The sequence below is a fragment of the Jeotgalicoccus coquinae genome, from assembly GCF_014207425.1.
GTDB classification, from domain to species: Bacteria; Bacillota; Bacilli; order Staphylococcales; family Salinicoccaceae; genus Jeotgalicoccus; species Jeotgalicoccus coquinae.
Genome location: NZ_JACHFF010000001.1, coordinates 1,010,551 through 1,032,112 on the forward strand (window position 1 = coordinate 1,010,551; position 21,562 = coordinate 1,032,112).

Here is a 21,562-nt window from a genome sequence, read left to right on the forward strand (position 1 = left end):
TTAAATTTCTCCCTTATTAATTTTTTCCGCAAGATCTTTTGCGAAATAAGTAATAATCATATCTGCGCCTGCGCGCTTCATTGAAATCATCTGTTCAGCAATCACTTCTTCATCTACAAGTCCCTGATCGATTGCGCTGCGTGTCATTGCATACTCGCCGCTCACGTTATATGCAATAATCGGCATATTCGAATTATTACGCACGTCACGGATAATATCGAGATACGATAATGCCGGTTTAACAATCATCATGTCCGCACCTTCAAGTGTGTCACTTTCCAGTTCGCGGAGTGCTTCCAGACGGTTGGCCGGATCCATCTGATACGTGCGGCGGTCGCCGAATGACGGTGTTGATTCCGCTGCATCTCTGAACGGACCGTAGAATTTGGACGCATATTTAATGCCGTAGCTCATAATTGGAATATGAGCGTAGCCCGCTCTGTCCAGTCCCTGGCGAATTTCAGTAACGAAACCGTCCATCATGTTGCTCGGTGCAATAATATCTGCGCCTGCTTTCGCCTGTGATACAGCAGTCTGTACGAGTAATGGCAATGTTGAATCATTGTCGACATCCTGTGTCTTCGGATCGATTAAGCCGCAGTGGCCGTGGTCTGTGTATTCGCACAGGCACGTATCCAGAATGACGAGCAGTTCCGGATAATGTTCCTTCGACAGTCGGCATGCTTCCTGCACGATACCATGATCGTGGTAAGCGCCTGTGCCTTCAGCGTCTTTTTCATTCGGAATACCGAAGAAAATAACGCTTTTAATGCCAAGTGCAACCACTTCATCCAGCTCTTCTTTAAGCAGGTTTAATGAAATCTGGTATACACCTTTCATCGATGACACTTCCTGTTTTACGTCCGGTTTTTCAACGACAAAAATCGGATAGATTAAATCATCTTTTGATAGTTTCGTTTCGCGCACCATGTCGCGCATAAAACCGCTTTGTCTTAAACGGCGATGTCTGTCAAAGTTCATTATTGAATACTCTCCTTAATAAAATTAATCATATGTCCAAGTGTTTCATGCTCCGGCGTCGAAGCGCGCAGTCCGTACTGCTTTAATCTCGATTCAGTTACATGACCGATTGCGATAAAATGAATACTTTTTAACTCGCTAACCGTAAAATGCCCCATTAAGCTGTCGACCGCAGACGGTGATGACAATGTCAGGTAATCGATCTGCCCTAAATTCTCTCTGATCCGTTTAATGGAACCGTCGTGCACTTTCGGGTAGTAGAGATCGATTTCAGTCACCTCTGCGCCTGATTCTCTCATATAGTCGCGCATTAACGGACGCTTTTTGCTGCTCGCGGGATAGAGTATTTTATCGCCGGGATTAATTGTACATTCCTCGATAAACCCTTCCTGCGTATACGTTGACGGTTCGAAGTCCACATCGATGCCGAGGGCATTTAAAGCTTCGGTCGTTTTCACGCCGATGCTCGAAATGTTGTCCGTTTTGACATGCTTAAAAAAGGTGCGAAAGTGCTTCACCGTATTTTTGCTCGTCATTACGAGCCAAGTATAGTGTGTATTTAAAACCGTTTCGTCAAATGGCAGAATTTCAGTCGTAATGAGCGGTGCATGGACGAGGGTTAAGTCCTCGTCCACATCAAGCTCAAACGTCGACTGCGTAACGTAAACTACCGGTTTATTTGCCGGCATTATTCTCGTTAATCATGTCGATAATATCTTTCGCACCGATTTTTTCCATTTCATCCGCAACGAGATTTCCAAGTTTTACCGGATCCTGGTGTGATTTTTTAACGACATAACGTTCGTTGCCGTCTTCAGACATAATTAATCCTGTTAAATATAACTCTCCGTCTTCAAGTGTTGCATATCCGCCGATCGGCACCTGACAGCTGCCGTCCATGCGTTTAAGGAAAGTACGTTCCGCTGTTGTACATGTCGCATCATCTACTGAATGCACAGTCTGCAGCATTTCAATGAGTTCAGCGTCGTCTTCACGCACTTCAATACCCAATGCACCCTGTGCGATTGCCGGAATGAACTCTTCAGGGTCGAAGTATTCAGTTACCACGTTGTCGCTCCAGCCCATGCGTTTAAGTCCTGCAGCAGCAAGTAAAATCGCGTCGTATTCGCCCGCCTCCATTTTCTTAATGCGGGTATCGATGTTTCCGCGCACCCAGTTAACAGTAATATCATCGCGCATTGATAAGAGCTGTGCGCCGCGGCGTAAGCTTGAAGTTCCGACGATGCTGTCTTTCGGCAGATCTTTGAATAATACTTTGTTGTTCGACAGGAACGCATCGCGCATATCTTCACGTTCAGGTACACATGCGATAACGAATCCTTCAGGCAGTACGCTCGGTACGTCTTTTAAGCTGTGAATTGCCATATCGATTTCTTTGTTTTTAAGTGCTTCTTCGATTTCTTTAACGAAAAGTCCTTTACCGCCGACTTTCGATAACTGTACATCGACGATGCGATCACCTTTAGTGACGATTTCCTTTATTTCAATTTCCGCTTCCGGGAACTGTGCCTGCAGTTTTTTAATGAATTGTTTCGACTGCGTTAAAGCAAGACCGCTTCTCCTAGAACCTACAATAATTTTTCTCATAATTTATACTCTCCTTAAAGTGACCAGAAATGAAAATTCGATATTTCTGAAAGAATTAAATAATTCAGCATAACGAGGACAAAAATTGCGATGCTGTATACGGCAAACTTCGTCGTCTCATGTTTTAATTTAACCATTGCCAGAATAATGCTGTACATAATAATAACACATACGGTACCGATAACTTTCGAATCATAGAGGACATTCAGACCGATAATCTGAAGTCCCCAGACGATTCCTATTATAATACTTATACTCATCAAAATCACACCGATAAAGGTCAGTCTGAGCATAACTTTTTCTGCGGTGCCGATACTGAACAGCGAAAAGAAACTTCTGTTGAATTTCTTCTGCTTTAAATTGCGGCGCTGAACTAAGTATATAACAGCATTCAGCATGCTGATAAAGAACATGACATATGCTGCGAGCGCACTGCCCACATGGACGATTAAGAGCTCGTTGACAATTTCAAGCGTCAGCGCCGTCGAACTGAAGTTCAGCGATGAAAATGTGTAGAACGTCATTAAAAATATAGTAATAATTAAGTAAAACAGTAATATAAACTCGGATTTCGTCTTTATAAAATGAATAATTCCGAGCAGTATAAATATCAGGCTAAGCGTAAATATACTCTCAGCAAGTGTCAGAATCGGAATTCTGCCAAGCTGGACACCGAGCTGTACGACTGACAAAAAGTGCAGTATAACAGCCGGTGTGAGCACATACAGAGAAACCTTTCTGACTTGTCGATTTCTTAAAAACAAATCGTATGACAGTGCAGAAAGGCTGATAAAATATAAAAGTAATATAATTTCTTGAATGCGGAACATCATATCCATAAGATATCCACCTTGCTAATTAAGGTTAAGCTGTTCTTTACGTGCTTTCAGTTTCTCTCTCTGTTTAACCGTTGAAACTTCGCGTGCTGCTTCCACTTCTTCTTCGATGTGGAACATCTTCATAATATCCTCGAGTTTTTCATCGCGCTTTTTATCGCCTGCGATTTCTTTCGTAAAGATAATCGGATCGCGCAGCATCTGGTTAATAATACTCTTCATGTGTTTTGAGATTACCGTGCGTTCGCGTTCGGACATATCCGGCAGCTTGCGCTCCAGTGAATCAAACGTTTCGTCGTGAATTTTCAATGCATTCGTACGCATTGCCTGAATAACAGGCACGACACCCTGCACTCTGAGCCACTCTTCGAACTCTGCAGTCGTGCCGTCGATCATTGCTTTAATCTTTTCGGCTTCCTGTTCGCGTGATGCGAGGTTCGAGTCGACAAGTCCCTGCAGATCATCGACGTTGTACATATATACGTTGTCGCTCGTATCGATTGCCGGATCAATGTCTCTCGGCATCGCAATATCGATTAAGATAAGCGGTGAGCCGCCGCGCGTTTTGTTAACATTATCAATCATATCTTTTTTAATGACATAATCCGGTGACGATGTACTTGAAATCACGATGTCTGCTTCTTTTAATTCAGACTCAAGTGCATGAAGGTTTTCTGCACGGCCGTTAAAGCGCGCAGCTAAGTCTTCTGCTTTTTCAAGTGAACGGTTTAACACGACAACGTCTTCAATGCCGTTTGACGTTAAGTTAAGTAATGACTCTTCTGCCATCTCACCTGCACCGATAACAAGTACACGGCTTTTCTTAACGTTCGCAAAAATACGTTTAGCCAGTTCAACTGCGGCATATGAAATGGATACTGCATTTTTCGAAATATCCGTTTCATTATGACCGCGTTTAGCGACAGTAATCGCTTCTTTGAACAGCTTGTTAAAAATCGTTCCTGTCGTATGTTCTTCCTGTGCAGTTAAAAACGCGTCCCTGATTTGACCGAGAATTTGCGTTTCGCCAAGCACCATGGAATCAAGTCCCGCAGTAACGTTAAACAGATGCGAAATTGCTTCGTCCGCAACTTTCATATCCGTCATATCTTTAATTTTTTCATATTCAATATCGAACCAGTCTGCAAGGAATTTTCTGGAGTAATACGCCCCCGTATGCTCCTGATCACTGACGACGTACAGTTCTGTACGGTTGCACGTCGATAACAGCGCCGCTTCCAATATACTCTTCTGTTCGCGTAATTTATGCAGTGCCTCAACGACTTCATCGTCCTGGAATGTAACCTGCTCGCGTTCTTCTACGCCGGTTTTTTTATAATTTAGACTTAATGCAATAATATGCACTATAATGCCCCCTCAAAACTTAACTCACAAATAAAGGATCTCATTTGAACCTCTTTATCTATTCCCTATTTATACTAATTATAAATTAGCGATATATCAAGCGTTTAGACAAACTTTTGTAAAGCTGTCATAATTTCAGGCAAATTCCGCTTGTCCAGGGAAGAAAATGGGAAAATCTGGTCTTCAGCTTCCATTTCCAGCTCTCTTTTAATAATGCTGATGTGTTTCTGTATTTTACCGCGGGCAATTTTATCCGCCTTCGTCGCAACAATAATTACGGGCAGTTCATAATATTTCAGGAAATCGTACATTGAAATATCATCAGCTGTCGGCGGGTGACGGAGATCCACCAGCTGTACAACACATGTCAGTGTCGGGCGTTCTTTCAGGTAGCCTTCGATCATGCCGCCCCACTTTTCGCGTTCAGACTTCGACTGTTTTGCGTAACCGTATCCCGGCACGTCGACGAAGACGAACTTGTTATCTGCGTTGTAGAAGTTCAGCGTAATTGTTTTACCCGGTTTCGATGATGTACGTGCGACACCTTTACGTCCGCACATTGCGTTAATAAATGATGACTTCCCTACGTTTGAGCGTCCGCTTAATGCTATCTCTTTTAAGCCTGTTGCCGGATAATGTTCCGGACTCACCGCAGAGGTAATTATATCTACGTTACTTGGATTAATTTTCATATTGGTCACTTCCTTTAAAAAAGGCTGTCGCAATGACAGCCTTTAGTTATTATGCACTTTTCTGATCTTCAGTCAGTTCTTTACCTTCCGCATCGTAAATCAGCGGATCTTTTTCGTCGATAATTGTTTCGCGTGTAATAACGACTTTCTTAATGTCATCGTTTGAAGGTACTTTAAACATAATGTCCACCATGCGTTCTTCAATAATGGAACGCAGTCCGCGGGCACCTGTTTTACGCTCGATAGCAAGTTCTGAAATTGCATCGAGCGCATCTTCTTCGAAGACAAGTTCAACGTCGTCGATGTCCATCATTCTCGTGTACTGTTTAACGAGCGCATTTTTCGGCTCGGTTAAAATAGATTTCAATGCGTCAACATCCAGCTCTTCAAGGTAGCTGATAATCGGCACACGGCCGATGAATTCAGGAATCAGACCGTAGCTCTGAAGGTCATCCGGACGGACTTTCGCCATTAGCGCGTCTTTATCCGTGAAGTCTTCTGATGCTCCGCCGAAACCGATTACTTTGTCGCCGAGGCGGCGTTTAATGATATCATCCATTCCGTCGAATGCTCCGCCGAGAATAAACAGAATGTTCGTCGTATCGATTTGAATCGATTCCTGATTCGGATGCTTGCGTCCGCCCTGCGGCGGTACGCTTGCTGTCGTTCCTTCAAGAATTTTAAGAAGTGCCTGCTGCACACCTTCACCTGATACGTCTCTTGTAATCGAAGTATTTTCGCTCTTCCGTGCGATTTTATCGATTTCGTCGACGTAAATAATACCCTGCTCGGCACGTTCAACATCGAAGTCCGCAGCCTGGATTAAACGGAGAAGAATGTTCTCAACATCGTCACCGACATAACCTGCTTCTGTCAGGCTCGTTGCGTCTGCGATTGCAAACGGCACGTTAAGTGAACGCGCAAGTGTCTGGGCAAGAAGCGTTTTACCGCTTCCTGTCGGTCCGATTAAAGCGATATTGCTTTTCGCAATTTCAACTTCTTCTTCGTTCATGTTGTTAATACGCTTGTAGTGGTTGTATACAGCTACGCTGAGTGCACGTTTCGCGTTCAGCTGGCCGATGACATACTCATCAAGCGACTCAAGGATTTCCTGAGGCTTCGGAATATAATCGAAAACTGCAGTCGTATCCATCTTGAGTTCTTCTTCTATAATTTCATAGCAGAGTTCAATACATTCGTTACAAATGTACACACCGCTGCCGGCAATAAGTTTCTTGACCTGTTCCTGATCTTTACCGCAGAAAGAGCAGGTTAAATCTGTATCATCTTCGTTAAATTTAAACATTTATATACACCTCATTATATACTTCCAATAAAATATACTAGAAAATCTATCGTAAATCAATTGAGCTGCATATTGATGAAAAGCTCTACACAGACGTGCAGAGCTTTTCATGTATGTGGTTCAATTTATAAATTACTCAGCTTTTTTACGGTTGTCTACCAGTACGTTTAAAGCTTTTTGGATTTTAACATCCTCTTTAATCATCGTTGCATCGCCAAGTGCTTTCTTAACATCGTCAAGAGGCATGCCGAACTGTTCAGCCAAACGGTTAAGTTCTGCTTCTACATCTTCGTCAGTGACTTCAATGTTTTCGTCTTCAGCGATTTGTCTTAACGTTAAGTTCGTGCGGACACGTTTAAGCGCATCTTCTTTCATTTGTTCACGCAGAGCATTTTCGTCCTGACCTGACAGCTGTGTGTAAAGTTCAAGGTTTAAGCCCTGTTGTGATAAGTTTTGTTCGAATTCCTGAAGCATGCGGTCAGTTTCAGTGTCCACCATTGCATCCGGTACATCAATGTCAGCGTTGTCAGCTGCTTTAGCAACCAAGCTTTCTTTTAATGTAACTTCGTAGTCGTTTTCTTTCTGTGCTTTAACCTGTTCTGTAAGTTCAGCTTTAAGCTCAGCTACAGTGTTGGCTTCACGGCCTTCAAGGTCAGCAACAAACTCGTCAGTTAATTCCGGAGTTTCTTTAACTTTAAGTGCATTCACTTTAACCTGGAATACAGCTTCTTTACCAGCTAATTCTTCAGCGTGGTATTCTTCAGGGAAAGTAACGTTAACGTCTTTCTCTTCGCCGATTTCCATGCCCACCATCTGCTCTTCAAATCCAGGGATGAATGAGTTTGACCCTACTTCGATTTCGTAGTCGTGCGCGTGTCCGCCTTCGAAAGCTTCTCCGTCAACAAATCCGTGGAAGTCGATAGTCGCTACGTCGCCTTCTTCAACAGTACCTTCTTCTTTAACAACTAAGTCAGAGTACTCTGTAAGGATGTGATCGATCTGGTGATCAACTTCTTCGTCAGTCACTTCTGTATCGATTTCTTCACCTTCAAGGTTTTTGTATTCGCCAAGTTTAACTTCAGGCTCAACTGTAACAGTTGCTTTAAGAATAACTTCTTTACCTTTTTCGATCTGTTCAACATCTACATCCGGCTGAGCAACCGGCGTAATGCCAGCTTCGTCTACAGCTTTACCGTAGTGTGCAGGTAAAAGAATGTCTAATGCATCCTGGTAAAGAGATTCTACACCAAAACGTTTTTCGAACATTTGACGCGGTACTTTACCTTTTCTGAATCCAGGCATGTTAATGTCCTTAGATACTTTTTTAAATGCTTCATCCAAAGCAGTGTCCAGTTCTTCAGCTGGAATTGTAATAGTTAGAATTCCTTCGTTACCTTCTTGTTTTTCCCATGTTTGAGACATAATACATTTTCCTCCATTAAGTCGTTTTTTCAATTAACCTGTATATTATAACACATACAAATATTGATTCAAATGATTGATTTACAGCGAGTTCCGGGCAATATCCAGTTCGATTTCAGCGAGCCAGTTTTTGACTTCTGTTTCTGCACCGTACGATGCAGGCATACCGAGCATTTCTTCAATGCGTTCAGCATAAGCCTTAATAACCGCTTCAGTCGTGAAATCGGGCTGTACCGGATACATATATATCGCATGGCCCATAATGAGCTCGGTTGCAGCCTCCGTAAATGACGGGTTGAACTGTTCAACTTCATCAATCACTTTTGGCAGTACATCCCTGACGATAAAATACTCTTCCAGACTGCTGAGACCGGACGGCTTAACCGTCATCTCCACGCCGCATTTCTCAATGGTTAGCGTACCATTAGCACGCACGCTTCGCAAATATAAAAGCATTGCAGTCTGCAATTCATTACGCCCGGTTTCACTGAATACTTCCATAATAAGATTCATATATGCCAGGTCATGTGTCTGTGTAATTTTCTCTACGAATTCAAGCTGCTGAAAGAGATTCATTTTATCAAAATCATCTTTACTTACTGCAGGCTCCGCTTCCGTCAACATGCCGCGGAGCTTGTTCGCCGCATTCTGTCTTAAACTTAAAATATCGACGCGGAAACCCTGCGGAATCGGTTCTTCGAGCAGGTGGCCTGAAAACTCAAGCACCTCTTCGTAGTTGCCCATGTCAGACAATGCCTGCAGCATATAGACCATATGCGTTTCGTAATCGCCGTCACCGTTGTTCATCTGCTCCAGCGAATAATCAACCAGTTCACCCGGACGCTGCGCACGCAGCAACGTTTCATACAGCATCTCTTCAGCGAGCTCCGACGGTTCCGAGAGCTCAGTATACTTACTGAACGTTTTCAGGAAACGCGTATCATCGCCTGCATCGTAATGTGCTTTGAGATCGCGTTCGAACTTCTGAATAAATCTGTGGTGCGTCGTAACCTTATTGTCCATAAGCATCCCGGATAATTAATTCACTCCATGATTCGTAAGGCGACATCGTTTCTAAAATATCGTTCTTAACCCACTCAAGCGCAATCGTGTCCTCTTCGTTGTTAATCACTTTTTCTTTTTCAACATCAATTTTAAGAACGAGACCGATGTGCACGCGGCCCACTTCATTATCATCGTCGTTAATCAGACCGTGGATCTCTATATTCTTCACATCGTCATCTGTAAGACCCACTTCTTCTTCAAGCTCACGCGCAGCGTTAACACGAAGCTTGCCGTTGATATCCGCTTCAGACTCAACATCGTTCATATGGCCGCCGACACCGATAGAAAGAAGACCGTGCAGTCGGGACTCCCCGCCGCCCGCAAGACGTTTGTAAACAAGCGTCTCATCACCGTTCGTAATAATACAGTAGCTGATCAGCTGCTTATAGCCCGGATCTTCCTCCATATCACCGCGGCGCTTCACTTCGAACCCGCCGAATGACTTCACAATCTCTTTATAGCGATTATCATCTTTGGAAATAAAACCGTTAAACGCATTCTGTTCCCCGTCAAATAAAGTATCGCGATTTACAACTAAAATCTGTTCATCAAATTTACTCATGATTAATCTCCTCGCAGGCTGAAAAATTTTCTATATTTAATATAGTAATAATAAAACTCTCTAAATCACTTAGAGAGTTACTGGATGTCTATAGGATTAAACAGGAGCGGAAATCAATATCCCGCTCCCTGAATTGCACCGGGAAGTTAAAGGTTAATTTCTTAACCCGAACGGCACACGTCTGACTCGAATAAACAGTATTCTCCAAGATTATTCGGTTGTCTCTCGAGAAGTAATTGTAGACGAATCATGGATATTATTCAAGGGAAAGATGAGAATGGTATTGCCAGAGAGATGATTTCGTAAGATTGTTTATTAAACTGCTTCATAAAGCTTAAGTTTTATGATAGGTATTTAAGTTCAAAAAACATTTTCTTAGGTCGTTGGCAATCAAGACCTTTAATAGATATTGCTGCTGTTATCTCATTACATAACAAATATTGCAGTGAAGGATTAAAGATGTATAGAAAACAGGAGTTAGAAGATGTTAAGAATAGATATAATAGAAATATAGACTATTATTCAAATTATGACGATATTAAAACATTTTTTAAAAACCTATCCGCAATCATAGACAATTATAATTGTTGAGCCTATAATAAGAATTAAGGAAAGAGGACATTGTTCCTCGCTGAACTTAACCGTTCGGTTAGTTTTACTGGGTCACACTTTCATTAGTGTGGCTCTTTTTTTATGTAATCTAATTCACGCAAAAACAAGCCTCTCAAACCAGCGATGAGGTGCATCTGTCAGGACACACCTCATCAACCGGTCTGGAGGCTTTATTCAATCAATTATTTTTCTGTTGTTTTTCTTCTTTTCACCAGGAATCCCAGTCCAAGTGCTGCCAGGATTGTGGCAAAAATTGTCGTGCTTTGTTCCGGTACGCCTGTATCAGGCAGCATTTCCGGTTCCGCTTCTTCACCAGATCCGCCCTGATTCGCATCATCCGAACCGGCAGGGGCCGCTTCATCTTCTGTATTCACATCTGTTTCAGTGTAAACAGTCTGATGTTCATTCGCCTTGTCAGCTGTACCTTCTTCTCCACCAGTACCATTATCGCCTGTCAGTACCGGCATTGTTGTATTGCCTTCGTTTTCGTTACCGTAAACCACAGCATACTGACTGAAACTGTTCACTCCAAACACTGCATAGCCGTCTGCTGTTGTGTAATTCACCGCTTCTAATGTCTCACCGATGTCACCCAGGTAGTAAACATTCGATACATACCCGTTTGCTGGTAAGTAAACTGTCGCCGGGTTTTGCAGGTTGTACAGTAATCCATTTTCATCAAGAATATGGATGTCATACAGATCATGAGCTGCATTAATTGCACCTGAAGGGTTCAACGCTGTAACAACCAGTGACTTGCCGTCAAGTTCATCAGTCGCACTCACCACTCTTACGCCCGTCGCAGCGTCTGCTAAAGAAGATGAAACTTCTCCATCCGTAACAGTATCCGCTTCAGTTGTTTCTTCGTTCGCTTCTGAATCCTGATCCGCGTCCTCAGTATCTTCATCTGAAACTTCTGTTTCCGGTTCAGATGATTCCCCGTCAGAGTCATCAGTTACTGCATTGTTATTTTCTTCTGGCTCATTAGCCGGGTCATTCTCTGTTTCTTTATCTGCAGTATCTTCATCTTTGTTATCTGAATTATCGGCAGGCTCTTTGTTGTTGTCTTCAGTGCTGTCTTCTTTCTCTGCCGGTTCTTCTGGAGTTTCAGGTTTTGCCGGTTTCTCCTGTTCCCGGTTTTCATCTTCTGAATCTTTTTCAGGCGTTGGTTCTTTATCCTGCTTGTCATCCTCAGATTTGTCTTCTTCCGGTTCTTTAGGTTCTGCAGGTTCTTTTGGCGCTTCCGGTTTCTTATCTTCATCTTCTGGTACATATTCCGATGTCGTTAAGTCACCGGCATACATCCAGCCGAGTGACACACCGTTCGCGTCTTCAAGAAGATAATAATCATCATAGTTATAAGTCGCTGTTCGGACCACACGGAACTGCTGACCTAAAAGATCGTTTGCATTTTTAGTTCTGACATCCGTCACACTTTCATATAAGCCCAGATTATTTGAATTCACTTCAGCCATCAGATCTGTTGTACCCTGCTCAATCGGCATAGAAATCTGCGGGTTTGTGCGTTTATTGTACATATCATTATAACGATCAGTAATTAAACTGATCACATCATTATATTCATAATTGAAACGTGCAAAGTATTCATACGGATCAGGTGAAGCCGTCCCGCCTAAATGATTTGAAACTGCAACGTGAGACCATAATGTCCCCTCGCCTGTTTCGTCAGCACTTACTGCAGGTAATTTATATTTGTATAATAAATTCGCAATGTAGTCTGCATAGTTGTTAATCGATTTCGCAAAGTCATGCGCATTATCATGACGGACTAATTCCACGTGCATATGCAGCTGGTTTGAAACAGGACCTGCACCATATGCAAGGTAATCAGTATCTGCCACCTGGATAATGCTATTTGCATCGACAAACGCATGAACGAAAGCATTATCCTGGTTACTCGTCATATATTCGATTTCACCATATATAGTCGAATTATCGTTACCAACATCGTGAAGAACAACACCCTCAGGTTTACCTACGACACCATTCTCAGGATTCCAACCGTGATTTGAATGATATGCATACTCAGGCAGACCAGGTATGTAATCATACTTAATCTCTGCAACATCAAAATTATTGTCAGCTATATACTGGTTGATGTCTGTGATTGCCTGAGACAATGACATTGTGCTTAGCGTACTTGCTGTTGCAGCATAAACCTCTTCTGCATTTAGCTCTTCATTCTCTTTGGCAAGAGTTTCAGTTAAATCACTTAACATCTCTTCGTCCACTTCAATATCATCAGCATTTTCTTCTAAAAATGCAGTTTGTTCTTTTTCAGATAAACTTTCGAGCTCCTCTTTCAGGGATTCAGAATCATATTTGTATGTAGCATCTTCTTCTGAATTAGAAACTTCACTCTCCTGTTCTACAGCATCTTTTTCATCTGATTCAACCGGCTCTTCAGCGCTAACTTCTTCAACAGGTTCTTCTGATGTAGGGGCTTCTGTATTCTGTTCGCTCTCTGCAGGTTCTTCTTCAGTGTTGTTTTCAGCTGCAGCCTTTTCATCGCTTTCTTCTGTCTCTGCTTCCTCAGCTGGTTCTTCGACTGTTTCAGATGGTGCTGCTTCTTCAGCCTCGTCAGATTGCTCTTCAGTTTCCTGGTCAGCTGTTTCAACCTGCTCCACAGCTTCCTGAACGTCTGATTCTACAGCAGCATCTTCTTCAATAATATCTTCAGATTCAGCTGCTTCTGCCGGAGCTTCTGTATTCTGTTCACTCTCAGCAGGTTCTTCTACTTCTTCAGCAGGCTCTTCTGATGATTCCGTAATTACTTCCTCAACATTGTTCTCATCGAACTCTTCTGTCCCGGCTTTTTCAACTGGTGTTGATTCTTCCTCAACCGGTGCAGCGACTTCAGACTCATCATTCTGCTCAGCAGTTTGCTGATCCTCTGATTCAACAGCAGTATCTTCTACAGTGATATCTTCTGATTCAGTCGTTTCTGCTTCTTCAAGTTCATCAGTTTCTTCGACATCTTCTTCTAATTCTTTTTCTTCACTGTCATCTTCTGAATTTTTATCTTCTGATTCTTCGTCTTCCGTTTCTTCCTCAGACGCTTCTTCTGATTCAATAAGGTCTAAGTCTGTTTCTGATGTTTCATCATTAACCGCGTATTCCTCTGTGCTCTGTCCGGAATATTGTTCATCCTGATCTACTTCTTCTGCATTAGCCACCATTGCTGAGGCCAGCAGACTCGTCGAAACGAGTGTCGGTACAATTAAACGATTTTTGTATTTCATTTTTCTACCTCCATAAAAGTGTATTCTTACTCATTATAGTAGATTTGGATGCAGAATTGTTGGAATTTACAAAATTTAATAAAAACTTTGTTCATTGTTAATAATAAAAGATTTTATCAGATGATTTAATTGTTCCAGAAAATCAGGTTAGTTAGGAAATATAACGTCCTGGGCGGGAGTCGAACCCGCGGCCTGCGCCTTAGGAGGGCGCTGCTCTATCCAGCTGAGCTACCGGGACATGATTTAATATTTTTATTATAACAATACATCGCTGTTTAGTTCATCTTCAGCTTCATTTTTTCTATAACTTTTTATTTCCAAATTTATATATCTATTTATGTAATTTCCATAATGAGGAGTCCTCCTCTGTAATCACAAAATATACACCATTATTAATGCCGTTGAATATTTACAATTTTAACATTCACATAAAAAAATAAGCTCCCGCATCATTTTCAGATGCAGGAGCTTACCTTTTAAACATTGACGTCCTGGGAGGGATTCGAACCCCCGACCGATGCCTTAGAAGGGCATTGCTCTATCCAGCTGAGCTACCAGGACTTAATTAACACAATAGTTATTATAACCAGGATGCATATATAAAGTCAATGCATTTTTCGGTTTTTTTAATAAAATGTTAATTTAACGTTAACCAGTCCTTTTTCAGCATGCGATAAAGCGCGCAGTTATGGTAATGGTCGTATAAAAATTCATAATCTTTCATAACAGCTTCTTCCGTAAATTTCAGCCGTTCCGGAATTTTCCTGCTCTTTTTATTTTCCACACCTGCAATAATTTCTATCCGGTGCAGTCCAAGTTCATCGAATCCGTAATTGATTAATCCCGTTACCGCTTTCGACATCATCCCTGTGCCGGTATATTCTTCCGCCAGCCAATAACCGACTTCCGCTCTTCTGCTCATACCGACGATTCTGTTGAATCCGCACATGCCTGCAAGTTCACCGTTGGAGTAAACTCCGAGCGTCAGCGATTCAAGCGCATCGTTCATTTCAATCCAGTCTTTAATAATTGGAACGTACTGCCCCGGTGCCGTCATGTAGTCCACCCAGGGCAGCCATTCGCGGAGCTGTGTTCTGTTGTTGTCGACAAGTGCGTACAGTGCCTGATATTCATTTGTCTGAACCTGCTTTAATTCCAGCGTATCATCAATTTTGATCGTCATGATGTCCAGCTCCTTTATTATGTTTAAATGCTGAGGTTAAATTCATCCATCAGTTTGTGCTTCCGGCTGTAGTAAGATGCAATCTCGGTATCCGTGTCGATGACTAAATAGCTTTCCGGGTATTCGTTTCTTGAAGATGTAATGCTGCCGGGGTTTATCGCGTAAATACCCTGGACTTTTTCGATCTTCGCAACATGTGAATGTCCGTATAAAGCATATTTCGCGCCTGTTTCAGCTGCTTTTTCTGCCAGCGTATTGCGGTCTGATTTAATGCCGAACAGGTGACCATGTGTATAGAATATGCCCGCTTCTTCAAACAGCCCCGTTTCGGGATACGTTTTGTCGCGGTCAGTGTTTCCTCTTACACGCAGAAATTTCTCCATGTCAGGATCGTCGTACGGAAATTCGCTGTCGCCGAGATGAATCGCCGCATCCGGTTTTACCGTGTCATACACTTCAGTTAAAATATTTCTTTCACTGTGATTGTCGCTAATGACTAAAACTCTCATCTGTAAATCCCCCTATTTTTTCAGCTTATTGAATACTGCCGTATCATTCATTAGTTTTTCCAGTGCTTTCCCTCTGTGACTGATTTCCCCTTTTTCTTCAGAAGTAATCTCGCCGAGGTAAATTCCTTTCAGCGTTTTGAACAGAGGATCGTAGCCGAAGCCGTTCGCACCGTGCGGTTTACTTAAAATTTCACCGGCCAAAGTACCTTCGTAAGTAATCGTTTCTTCTCCCGGAATCGATAAAGCCAGCACACATGTGAAGTATGCCGCGCGGTTTTCAACGCCTTTTAATTCTTCTAATAATTTTGCGTTGTTCGTTTCGTCCGTTGCGTGTTCTCCTGAGTAGCGCGCTGAGTATACGCCCGGTCTGCCTTCAAGTGCTTCAACTGATAATCCTGAATCATCGCTGATTACCGGCAGATTTAACGCTTTTGCCGCTGCTTCTGATTTTAAAATTGCGTTCTCCCTGAACGTTGTTCCTGTTTCTTCAACGTCAAATTCAGGCAGAATTTCTTTAATTCCGACGACGTCAAAGTCTTCAAAAATCGCTTTAAAGTCGTTGATTTTTCCCTTGTTGCCGCTTGCTATTACAATTTTTGTCATTATTAGCTCTCCTGTAAATAAATATTCTCTATTGTATATTCTGTATCCGGCATCCAGCTGTTTAACGTTTTTTCAAACGTATTATTTTCTCCGTGGATAAAAATCCGGTGCTCCGGGTGTTTATCGTGTGCCGACAGCAGTTTCTTCTTATGTAATTGCACGAGTGCAATCGTCACCGCTTCAAAGCCTGCATCAATGATATGTTTCTCTCCATTGAAAAACTCATCGATATACTTTTCGATAATCGGGAAATGCGTACAGCCTAAAATGACTGTATCTGCCGTCGTATCTTTATACGGTCCAAGTTTATCCGCGACCGCTTTTCTAGTAATGTCGGGATTTTTATAATCCAGACCTTCGATTAATTCCACGAACTCCGGGCATGCAAGATTGTGAATTTTCACTTCTGAATCCAGGCTCAGTATTCCATGTTCATAAGCCCCTGATTTTATCGTGCCTTCGGTAGCCAGGAGCAGCAGTTCGTTGTTGTCACTTTTACGGAGTGCCCCGAGGGATCCCGGGTTAATGACACCGTATACCGGAATATCGATTTCATCGCGGAGTGCCGGCATTACTGCTGCTGTTGCTGTGTTGCATGCGATAATGACGGCTTTCACGCCTTTATCGATTAAAAACTGCACAGCTTCTGTCGTGTAGCGTTTAACGTCTTCCTGACTCTTCGGCCCATACGGGCAGCGCAGACTGTCCGCGAAGTAATACACTTCCTCGCCCGGCAGTGCGTGAATAATTTCCTTCATCACTGTCAGCCCGCCGACGCCCGAGTCCATAATGCCGATTGGTTTATTCATAAGTCATTCTCTCACTTTCCCCGAGAACATGTTCAAGTGCTGCAGGGAGAATTTTCCGTTCCTCTTCTCCCAGATTTTTAGTAATCTTCGCAATGTAATCGATACGTTTATCGATTACCTGCTGAATAATTTCCTTGCCCTTCTCCTCCATGCTGACAAGCACGAGACGTTTGTCCTTGTCAGAACGGTCGCGCCTCACGTAATTACCGGCCTCAAGCTTATCGACAATATCTGTCGTCGTTGAATGTGCGAGATATAATCTGTTCGCAAGCTCTCCGATTGTAATGCCGTCCTTGTCACCCACCCATTGCAGCGCCACAAACTGCAGCGGAGAAATATCGTGATGCTTTAAAATCTCCCTGCCGTTCACCCTGACGTGCGACGCAATGTAACGCAATGATTTTTCAATTGATTTAGTCTCATGCTCATCATACATAGTAGCCAGTCCCCTTAAAAATCCTTTATAAATATAATAACGTAAATCGAAAGAAAAAAATAGGAAGATGGGGTGATGGTTGTGGTTTGTCCGGAAAAATTAAAAAGAACAGATGTGATTGTCTGCTCTTTAATGGAATTTCTTATTAAATTCATCGTCTAATTTGCGGCGGGCTCTGATGGATGAAATGGTGAAAATTATTAATGCGACTGCAAGAACGGCCATTATAAAATACAAAGTATTTCCTATTGGATTGTTGAATAAGAGAGGGATCGAGATGATCAGCAGAGCGCCTGTTATTGTGAGACCTATAATTAAATAAGTTAATCTCATAATCATTGCGAAAACACGACCTTTATTAAGAGTGAGTTGGTTTCTTATGAAAATAGTACCGCAGATTGGGGAGAAAATACAGGCGTGCCGGTAAATTTGCATTTTTTGTCGGATTTTTTGGGGCTAATGCATTGATGTGAGCAGGATTTACATCAAAACGATAAACCTGCTCATAATGACAGTTAAAATGAGCAGGATGCCTGTGAAAACTTCAATCCTGCACATAATGACAGCTTAAATGAGCAGGATGTCTGTGAAAAGTTCAATCCTGCTCATAATGACAGCTTAAATGAGCAGGATGCCCGTGAAAACTTCAATCCTGCACACAATGACTGCTAAAATGAGCAGGATGCCCGTGAAAACTTCAATCCTGCACATTTATGAGACAGTTTATAAATTTTGTGACAAATCAGCTCGTTTTATAGTCTTTTTTGAGACAGATGAGATATTCTCACACGTTCTGTCTCATTTCAGTGCCAATTATGAGACGGATGAAGAATTCCAACACGTTCTGTCTCATTTCAGTGCCAATTATGAGACAGTTTACAGTTCACATCCCTTTCTGTCGCGTTTCACACTCATAAATGAGACAGATCAACGCCGGCACATGCATCCGTCTCATTCACCACCCAGCCAACCCCACGAACGCCATCCACAATCCACCCAGCCCCAAAAAAACAGGACCCTCAAATGAGGGTCCTGCCGGATAAATGTATTAGTTAACTTCGTGGTCACTGCCAAAGAATGATTTGAACATGTGGAATGTTGTTTCGCGCTGCATTGATGCGATTGATGTCGTTAAAGGAATTCCTTTTGGACATGCTTCAACACAGTTTTGTGCCATTCCGCATTCTGCGATTCCGCCTGTACCCATTAAAGCGTCAAGACGTTCGTTCTTCGTCATGCTGCCTGTCGGGTGAAGGTTGAAAAGGCGTACCTGTGAAATTGGTGCTGCACCCATGAATTTAGATTTGTTGTTAACGTTGGGACAAACTTCTAAACATACGCCGCATGACATACATTTTGATAATTCATAAGCGATCTGACGTTTTTTCTCAGGCATTCTTGGTCCGGGTCCAAGGTCGTATGTACCATCGATAGGTACCCACGCCTGTACGCGTTTTAAGTTGTCGAACATGAATGAACGGTCTACCTGTAAGTCTCTGACTACAGGGAAAGTGCTCATTGGTTCTAATTTAATCGGCTGCTGATACTGGTCAACAAGCGCAGTACATGACTGGCGCGCGTTGCCGTTGATTACCATTGAACACGCTCCGCAGACTTCTTCAAGACAGCTTGCGTCCCAAGTTACTGCAGTTGTTTTCTGGCCTTTTGCGTTAACCGGGTTTCTTTGGATTTCCATAAGTGCACTGATGATGTTCATGTTCGGGCGGTATGGAATTTCGAATTCTTCCCAATAGCTGCTAGCTTCCGGATTTTCCTGGCGTTTAATACTTAGCTTTATAGTTTTTGTTTCAGTTGCTGTAGTACTCATTTATATTTAGCCATCCCTTCTACTAATGTTTAGCTGAATAGTCACGAATACGCGGCGGAATTAAGCTTACGTCAACGTCTTCGTATTCGAATCTTGGTGCTTCAAGCGGTCCTTCATAGAATGCCTTGGTAGTTTTCAGCCATTCTTCGTCGTTACGATCCGGGAAGTCCGGTTTGTAGTGTGCGCCGCGTGATTCGTTTCTGTTGTATGCACCAATAGTAATCACTCGTGCAAGGACAAGCATGTTCCATAACTGGCGTGTAAAGAATGCCGCCTGGTTACTCCATTTCTTAGTGTCGTTAATGTTGATCTGCTTGTAGCGTTCCATTAACTCTAAGATTTTCTTGTCCGTTTCTAAAAGTCTGTCGTTATGACGTACAACTGTTACGTTGGCAGTCATAATTTCACCAAGTTCTTTATGGATAACATATGCGTTTTCCGTTCCGTCCATCGCAAGGATGTTATCGAATTTATCCTGTTCTGCTTTAGCATGTCTGTCGTAAAGTTCTTCATCAAGATCTTCGTATGAAGTCTCAAGTGTTTTCACGTAGTCAATCGCTTTCGGTCCTGCAACCATACCGCCGTAAATAGCTGATAGTAATGAGTTGGCACCTAAGCGGTTACCGCCGTGCTGTGAGTAATCACATTCACCTGCTGCGAATAACCCCGGAATTGATGTCATCTGATCGTAGTCCACATACAGACCGCCCATTGAGTAGTGTACCGCCGGGAAAATCTTCATTGGTACTTTACGCGGGTCGTCTCCTGTGAATTTCTCATAGATTTCAATGATTCCGCCAAGCTTAATGTCAAGCTCGTGTGCATCTTTGTGTGATAAATCAAGGTAAACCATGTTCTCGCCGTTAATACCGAGCTTCTGGTTCACACACACGTCAAAGATTTCACGTGTTGCGATATCACGGGGTACGAGGTTACCGTAGTCCGGATATTTTTCTTCAAGGAAGTACCACGGCTTACCGTCTTTATACGTCCAGACACGTCCGCCTTCACCGCGTGCAGATTCACTCATCAAACGAAGTTTATCGTCTCCGGGAATTGCTGTCGGGTGAATTTGGATGAACTCGCCGTTAGCGTAAACTGCACCCTGCTGATAAACGATCGAAGCCGCTGATCCAGTGTTGATCATTGAGTTCGTCGATTTACCAAAGATAATGCCGGGGCCGCCTGTCGCCATAATTACAGCGTCAGCTTTGAAAGTTTTAATTTCTCCGCTTGTGATTTCCTGTGCTGTAATACCGCGTGCTCTGCCGTCGTCGTCTACAACTACTCCAAGGAATTCCCATCCTTCGTACTTGTCAACCTGACCTTTAACTTCGAAGCTTCTTACCTGCTCGTCAAGCGCATACAGTAACTGCTGGCCTGTTGTAGCGCCTGCGTATGCTGTACGGTGGTGAAGCGTTCCGCCGAAACGTCGGAAGTCTAAAAGACCTTCAGGTGTTCTGTTGAACATTACACCCATACGGTCAAGAAGGTGGATGATTTTCGGTGCTGCTTCAGTCATTGCCTTAACAGGCGGCTGGTTCGCTAAGAAGTCCCCGCCGTATACTGTATCGTCAAAATGAATCAGCGGTGAGTCTCCCTCACCTTTCGTGTTTACTGCACCGTTAATTCCGCCCTGCGCACACACTGAGTGTGAACGCTTAACCGGAACGATTGAAAATAAATCTATGTTAGCACCAGATTCTGCTGCTTTGATCGTCGCCATTAAACCGGCAAGTCCGCCGCCGACAACGATTACTTTATTATCCGCCATTATTTACACTCCTTTTATACAAACGCAAAAATTGCCATTAATCCAATTGTAGAAATTACTAAGAATACAAAAATTGCTACGTAACTCATAATCTGCTGTGATTTTGGTGACTGTGTAATACCCCAGGTAATCATGAATGTCCATAAACCGTTGGCAAAGTGGAATACTGTCGCAACAACACCGACAATCCAAAATACCAGCCAGAACGGATTGGCAACAATCTGCTCAACCATCTGGAAGTTTACTTCTTCACCTAAAAACACCTGGATACGCGTCTGGTAAACGTGCACCGCGATGAATATAAATGCAATGACACCTGAAATTCTTTGTAACAGGAACATCCAGTTACGGTATGTTCCGTATCTGCCCACATTATTTTTAGCAGTAAAAGCGATATAAATACCGTAGATACCGTGGAACAGAATTGGTAAGTAAATGATGAAAATTTCAAGCAGAATAACGAATGGCAGGTTACCCATAATACCTGCAGCGAAGTTGAATGCTTCCTCACTGTATGTAGCTGTAAAGTTAACAAGCAAATGCTGGATTAAAAAGACCCCCAGCGGAATAACTCCGAGCAATGAATGTAATCTGCGAATGTAAAAACCTGAATCTTGATTCGACACAAAAGACCCCCCCTAACTATTTTTCAACAAACTTTAACTCTTATTTTACCCGTAATAATTTTACAAATCAAGACAGCGTTTA

19 protein-coding genes and 2 tRNA genes are annotated in these 21,562 nt (G+C 42.7%); all 21 read right to left on the bottom strand.

Annotated elements, in window-relative coordinates; all coding sequences use genetic code 11:
- A complete protein-coding gene (gene hemB / locus HNR41_RS04975; RefSeq protein ID WP_184282317.1) occupies positions 1–981 on the bottom strand; it encodes a porphobilinogen synthase in 981 nt (326 codons plus the stop codon).
- A complete protein-coding gene (locus HNR41_RS04980) occupies positions 981–1,670 on the bottom strand; it encodes a uroporphyrinogen-III synthase (RefSeq protein WP_184282319.1) in 690 nt (229 codons plus the stop codon). Before HNR41_RS04980 ends, hemB begins: the two co-directional genes overlap by 1 nt.
- A complete protein-coding gene (hemC, locus tag HNR41_RS04985) occupies positions 1,657–2,589 on the bottom strand; it encodes a hydroxymethylbilane synthase (protein WP_184282321.1) in 933 nt (310 codons plus the stop codon). Before hemC ends, HNR41_RS04980 begins: the two co-directional genes overlap by 14 nt.
- Before the next feature lie 14 nt (positions 2,590–2,603).
- On the bottom strand, positions 2,604–3,428 hold the full coding sequence (gene ccsA / locus HNR41_RS04990) for a cytochrome c biogenesis protein CcsA (protein ID WP_184282324.1): 825 nt from the start codon (positions 3,426–3,428) through the stop codon (positions 2,604–2,606).
- Positions 3,429–3,443: 15 nt separating this feature from the next.
- Positions 3,444–4,790: a glutamyl-tRNA reductase gene (gene hemA / locus HNR41_RS04995; RefSeq protein WP_184282326.1), complete on the bottom strand. Its 1,347-nt coding sequence runs from the start codon at positions 4,788–4,790 to the stop codon at positions 3,444–3,446.
- 104 nt (positions 4,791–4,894) lie between these two features.
- The gene (gene yihA, locus HNR41_RS05000) at positions 4,895–5,482 is read right to left on the bottom strand and encodes a ribosome biogenesis GTP-binding protein YihA/YsxC (RefSeq protein ID WP_184282328.1); all 588 of its coding nucleotides are present in this window, start codon (positions 5,480–5,482) and stop codon (positions 4,895–4,897) included.
- Positions 5,483–5,531: 49 nt separating this feature from the next.
- The gene (clpX, locus tag HNR41_RS05005) at positions 5,532–6,788 is read right to left on the bottom strand and encodes an ATP-dependent Clp protease ATP-binding subunit ClpX (protein ID WP_184282330.1); all 1,257 of its coding nucleotides are present in this window, start codon (positions 6,786–6,788) and stop codon (positions 5,532–5,534) included.
- Between the two features lie 132 nt (positions 6,789–6,920).
- Positions 6,921–8,210, bottom strand: a complete 1,290-nt coding sequence (tig, locus tag HNR41_RS05010; protein ID WP_184282332.1) for a trigger factor — start codon at positions 8,208–8,210, stop codon at positions 6,921–6,923.
- A gap of 81 nt (positions 8,211–8,291) precedes the next feature.
- A complete protein-coding gene (locus tag HNR41_RS05015; RefSeq protein WP_184282334.1) occupies positions 8,292–9,233 on the bottom strand; it encodes a hypothetical protein in 942 nt (313 codons plus the stop codon).
- Complete coding sequence (locus tag HNR41_RS05020) at positions 9,223–9,837, bottom strand: NUDIX domain-containing protein (RefSeq protein ID WP_184282336.1); 615 nt, start codon at positions 9,835–9,837, stop codon at positions 9,223–9,225. The genes HNR41_RS05015 and HNR41_RS05020 overlap by 11 nt, the downstream gene beginning before the upstream one ends.
- A 794-nt stretch (positions 9,838–10,631) precedes the next feature.
- On the bottom strand, positions 10,632–13,712 hold the full coding sequence (locus HNR41_RS05025) for an N-acetylmuramoyl-L-alanine amidase (protein WP_184282338.1): 3,081 nt from the start codon (positions 13,710–13,712) through the stop codon (positions 10,632–10,634).
- Positions 13,713–13,876: 164 nt separating this feature from the next.
- Positions 13,877–13,950, bottom strand: a tRNA-Arg gene (locus HNR41_RS05030).
- Positions 13,951–14,199: 249 nt separating this feature from the next.
- Positions 14,200–14,273, bottom strand: a tRNA-Arg gene (locus HNR41_RS05035).
- Between the two features lie 76 nt (positions 14,274–14,349).
- Positions 14,350–14,895, bottom strand: coding sequence for a GNAT family N-acetyltransferase (locus HNR41_RS05040; RefSeq protein ID WP_221432847.1), 546 nt, complete (start codon positions 14,893–14,895; stop codon positions 14,350–14,352).
- 23 nt (positions 14,896–14,918) lie between these two features.
- On the bottom strand, positions 14,919–15,404 hold the full coding sequence (locus tag HNR41_RS05045; protein WP_184282340.1) for a metallophosphoesterase family protein: 486 nt from the start codon (positions 15,402–15,404) through the stop codon (positions 14,919–14,921).
- Between the two features lie 12 nt (positions 15,405–15,416).
- The gene (locus tag HNR41_RS05050; protein ID WP_184282342.1) at positions 15,417–16,007 is read right to left on the bottom strand and encodes an XTP/dITP diphosphatase; all 591 of its coding nucleotides are present in this window, start codon (positions 16,005–16,007) and stop codon (positions 15,417–15,419) included.
- Between the two features lie 2 nt (positions 16,008–16,009).
- Positions 16,010–16,816: a glutamate racemase gene (murI, locus tag HNR41_RS05055; RefSeq protein ID WP_184282344.1), complete on the bottom strand. Its 807-nt coding sequence runs from the start codon at positions 16,814–16,816 to the stop codon at positions 16,010–16,012.
- Complete coding sequence (locus tag HNR41_RS05060) at positions 16,809–17,252, bottom strand: MarR family winged helix-turn-helix transcriptional regulator (protein ID WP_184282346.1); 444 nt, start codon at positions 17,250–17,252, stop codon at positions 16,809–16,811. The genes murI and HNR41_RS05060 overlap by 8 nt, the downstream gene beginning before the upstream one ends.
- 1,048 nt (positions 17,253–18,300) lie before the next feature.
- The gene (gene sdhB / locus HNR41_RS05065) at positions 18,301–19,080 is read right to left on the bottom strand and encodes a succinate dehydrogenase iron-sulfur subunit (protein WP_184282348.1); all 780 of its coding nucleotides are present in this window, start codon (positions 19,078–19,080) and stop codon (positions 18,301–18,303) included.
- 22 nt (positions 19,081–19,102) lie between these two features.
- The gene (sdhA, locus tag HNR41_RS05070; protein ID WP_184282350.1) at positions 19,103–20,854 is read right to left on the bottom strand and encodes a succinate dehydrogenase flavoprotein subunit; all 1,752 of its coding nucleotides are present in this window, start codon (positions 20,852–20,854) and stop codon (positions 19,103–19,105) included.
- Positions 20,855–20,868: 14 nt separating this feature from the next.
- Positions 20,869–21,480, bottom strand: a complete 612-nt coding sequence (locus HNR41_RS05075) for a succinate dehydrogenase cytochrome b558 subunit (protein WP_184282352.1) — start codon at positions 21,478–21,480, stop codon at positions 20,869–20,871.
- Between the last annotated feature and the right edge of the window lie 82 nt (positions 21,481–21,562).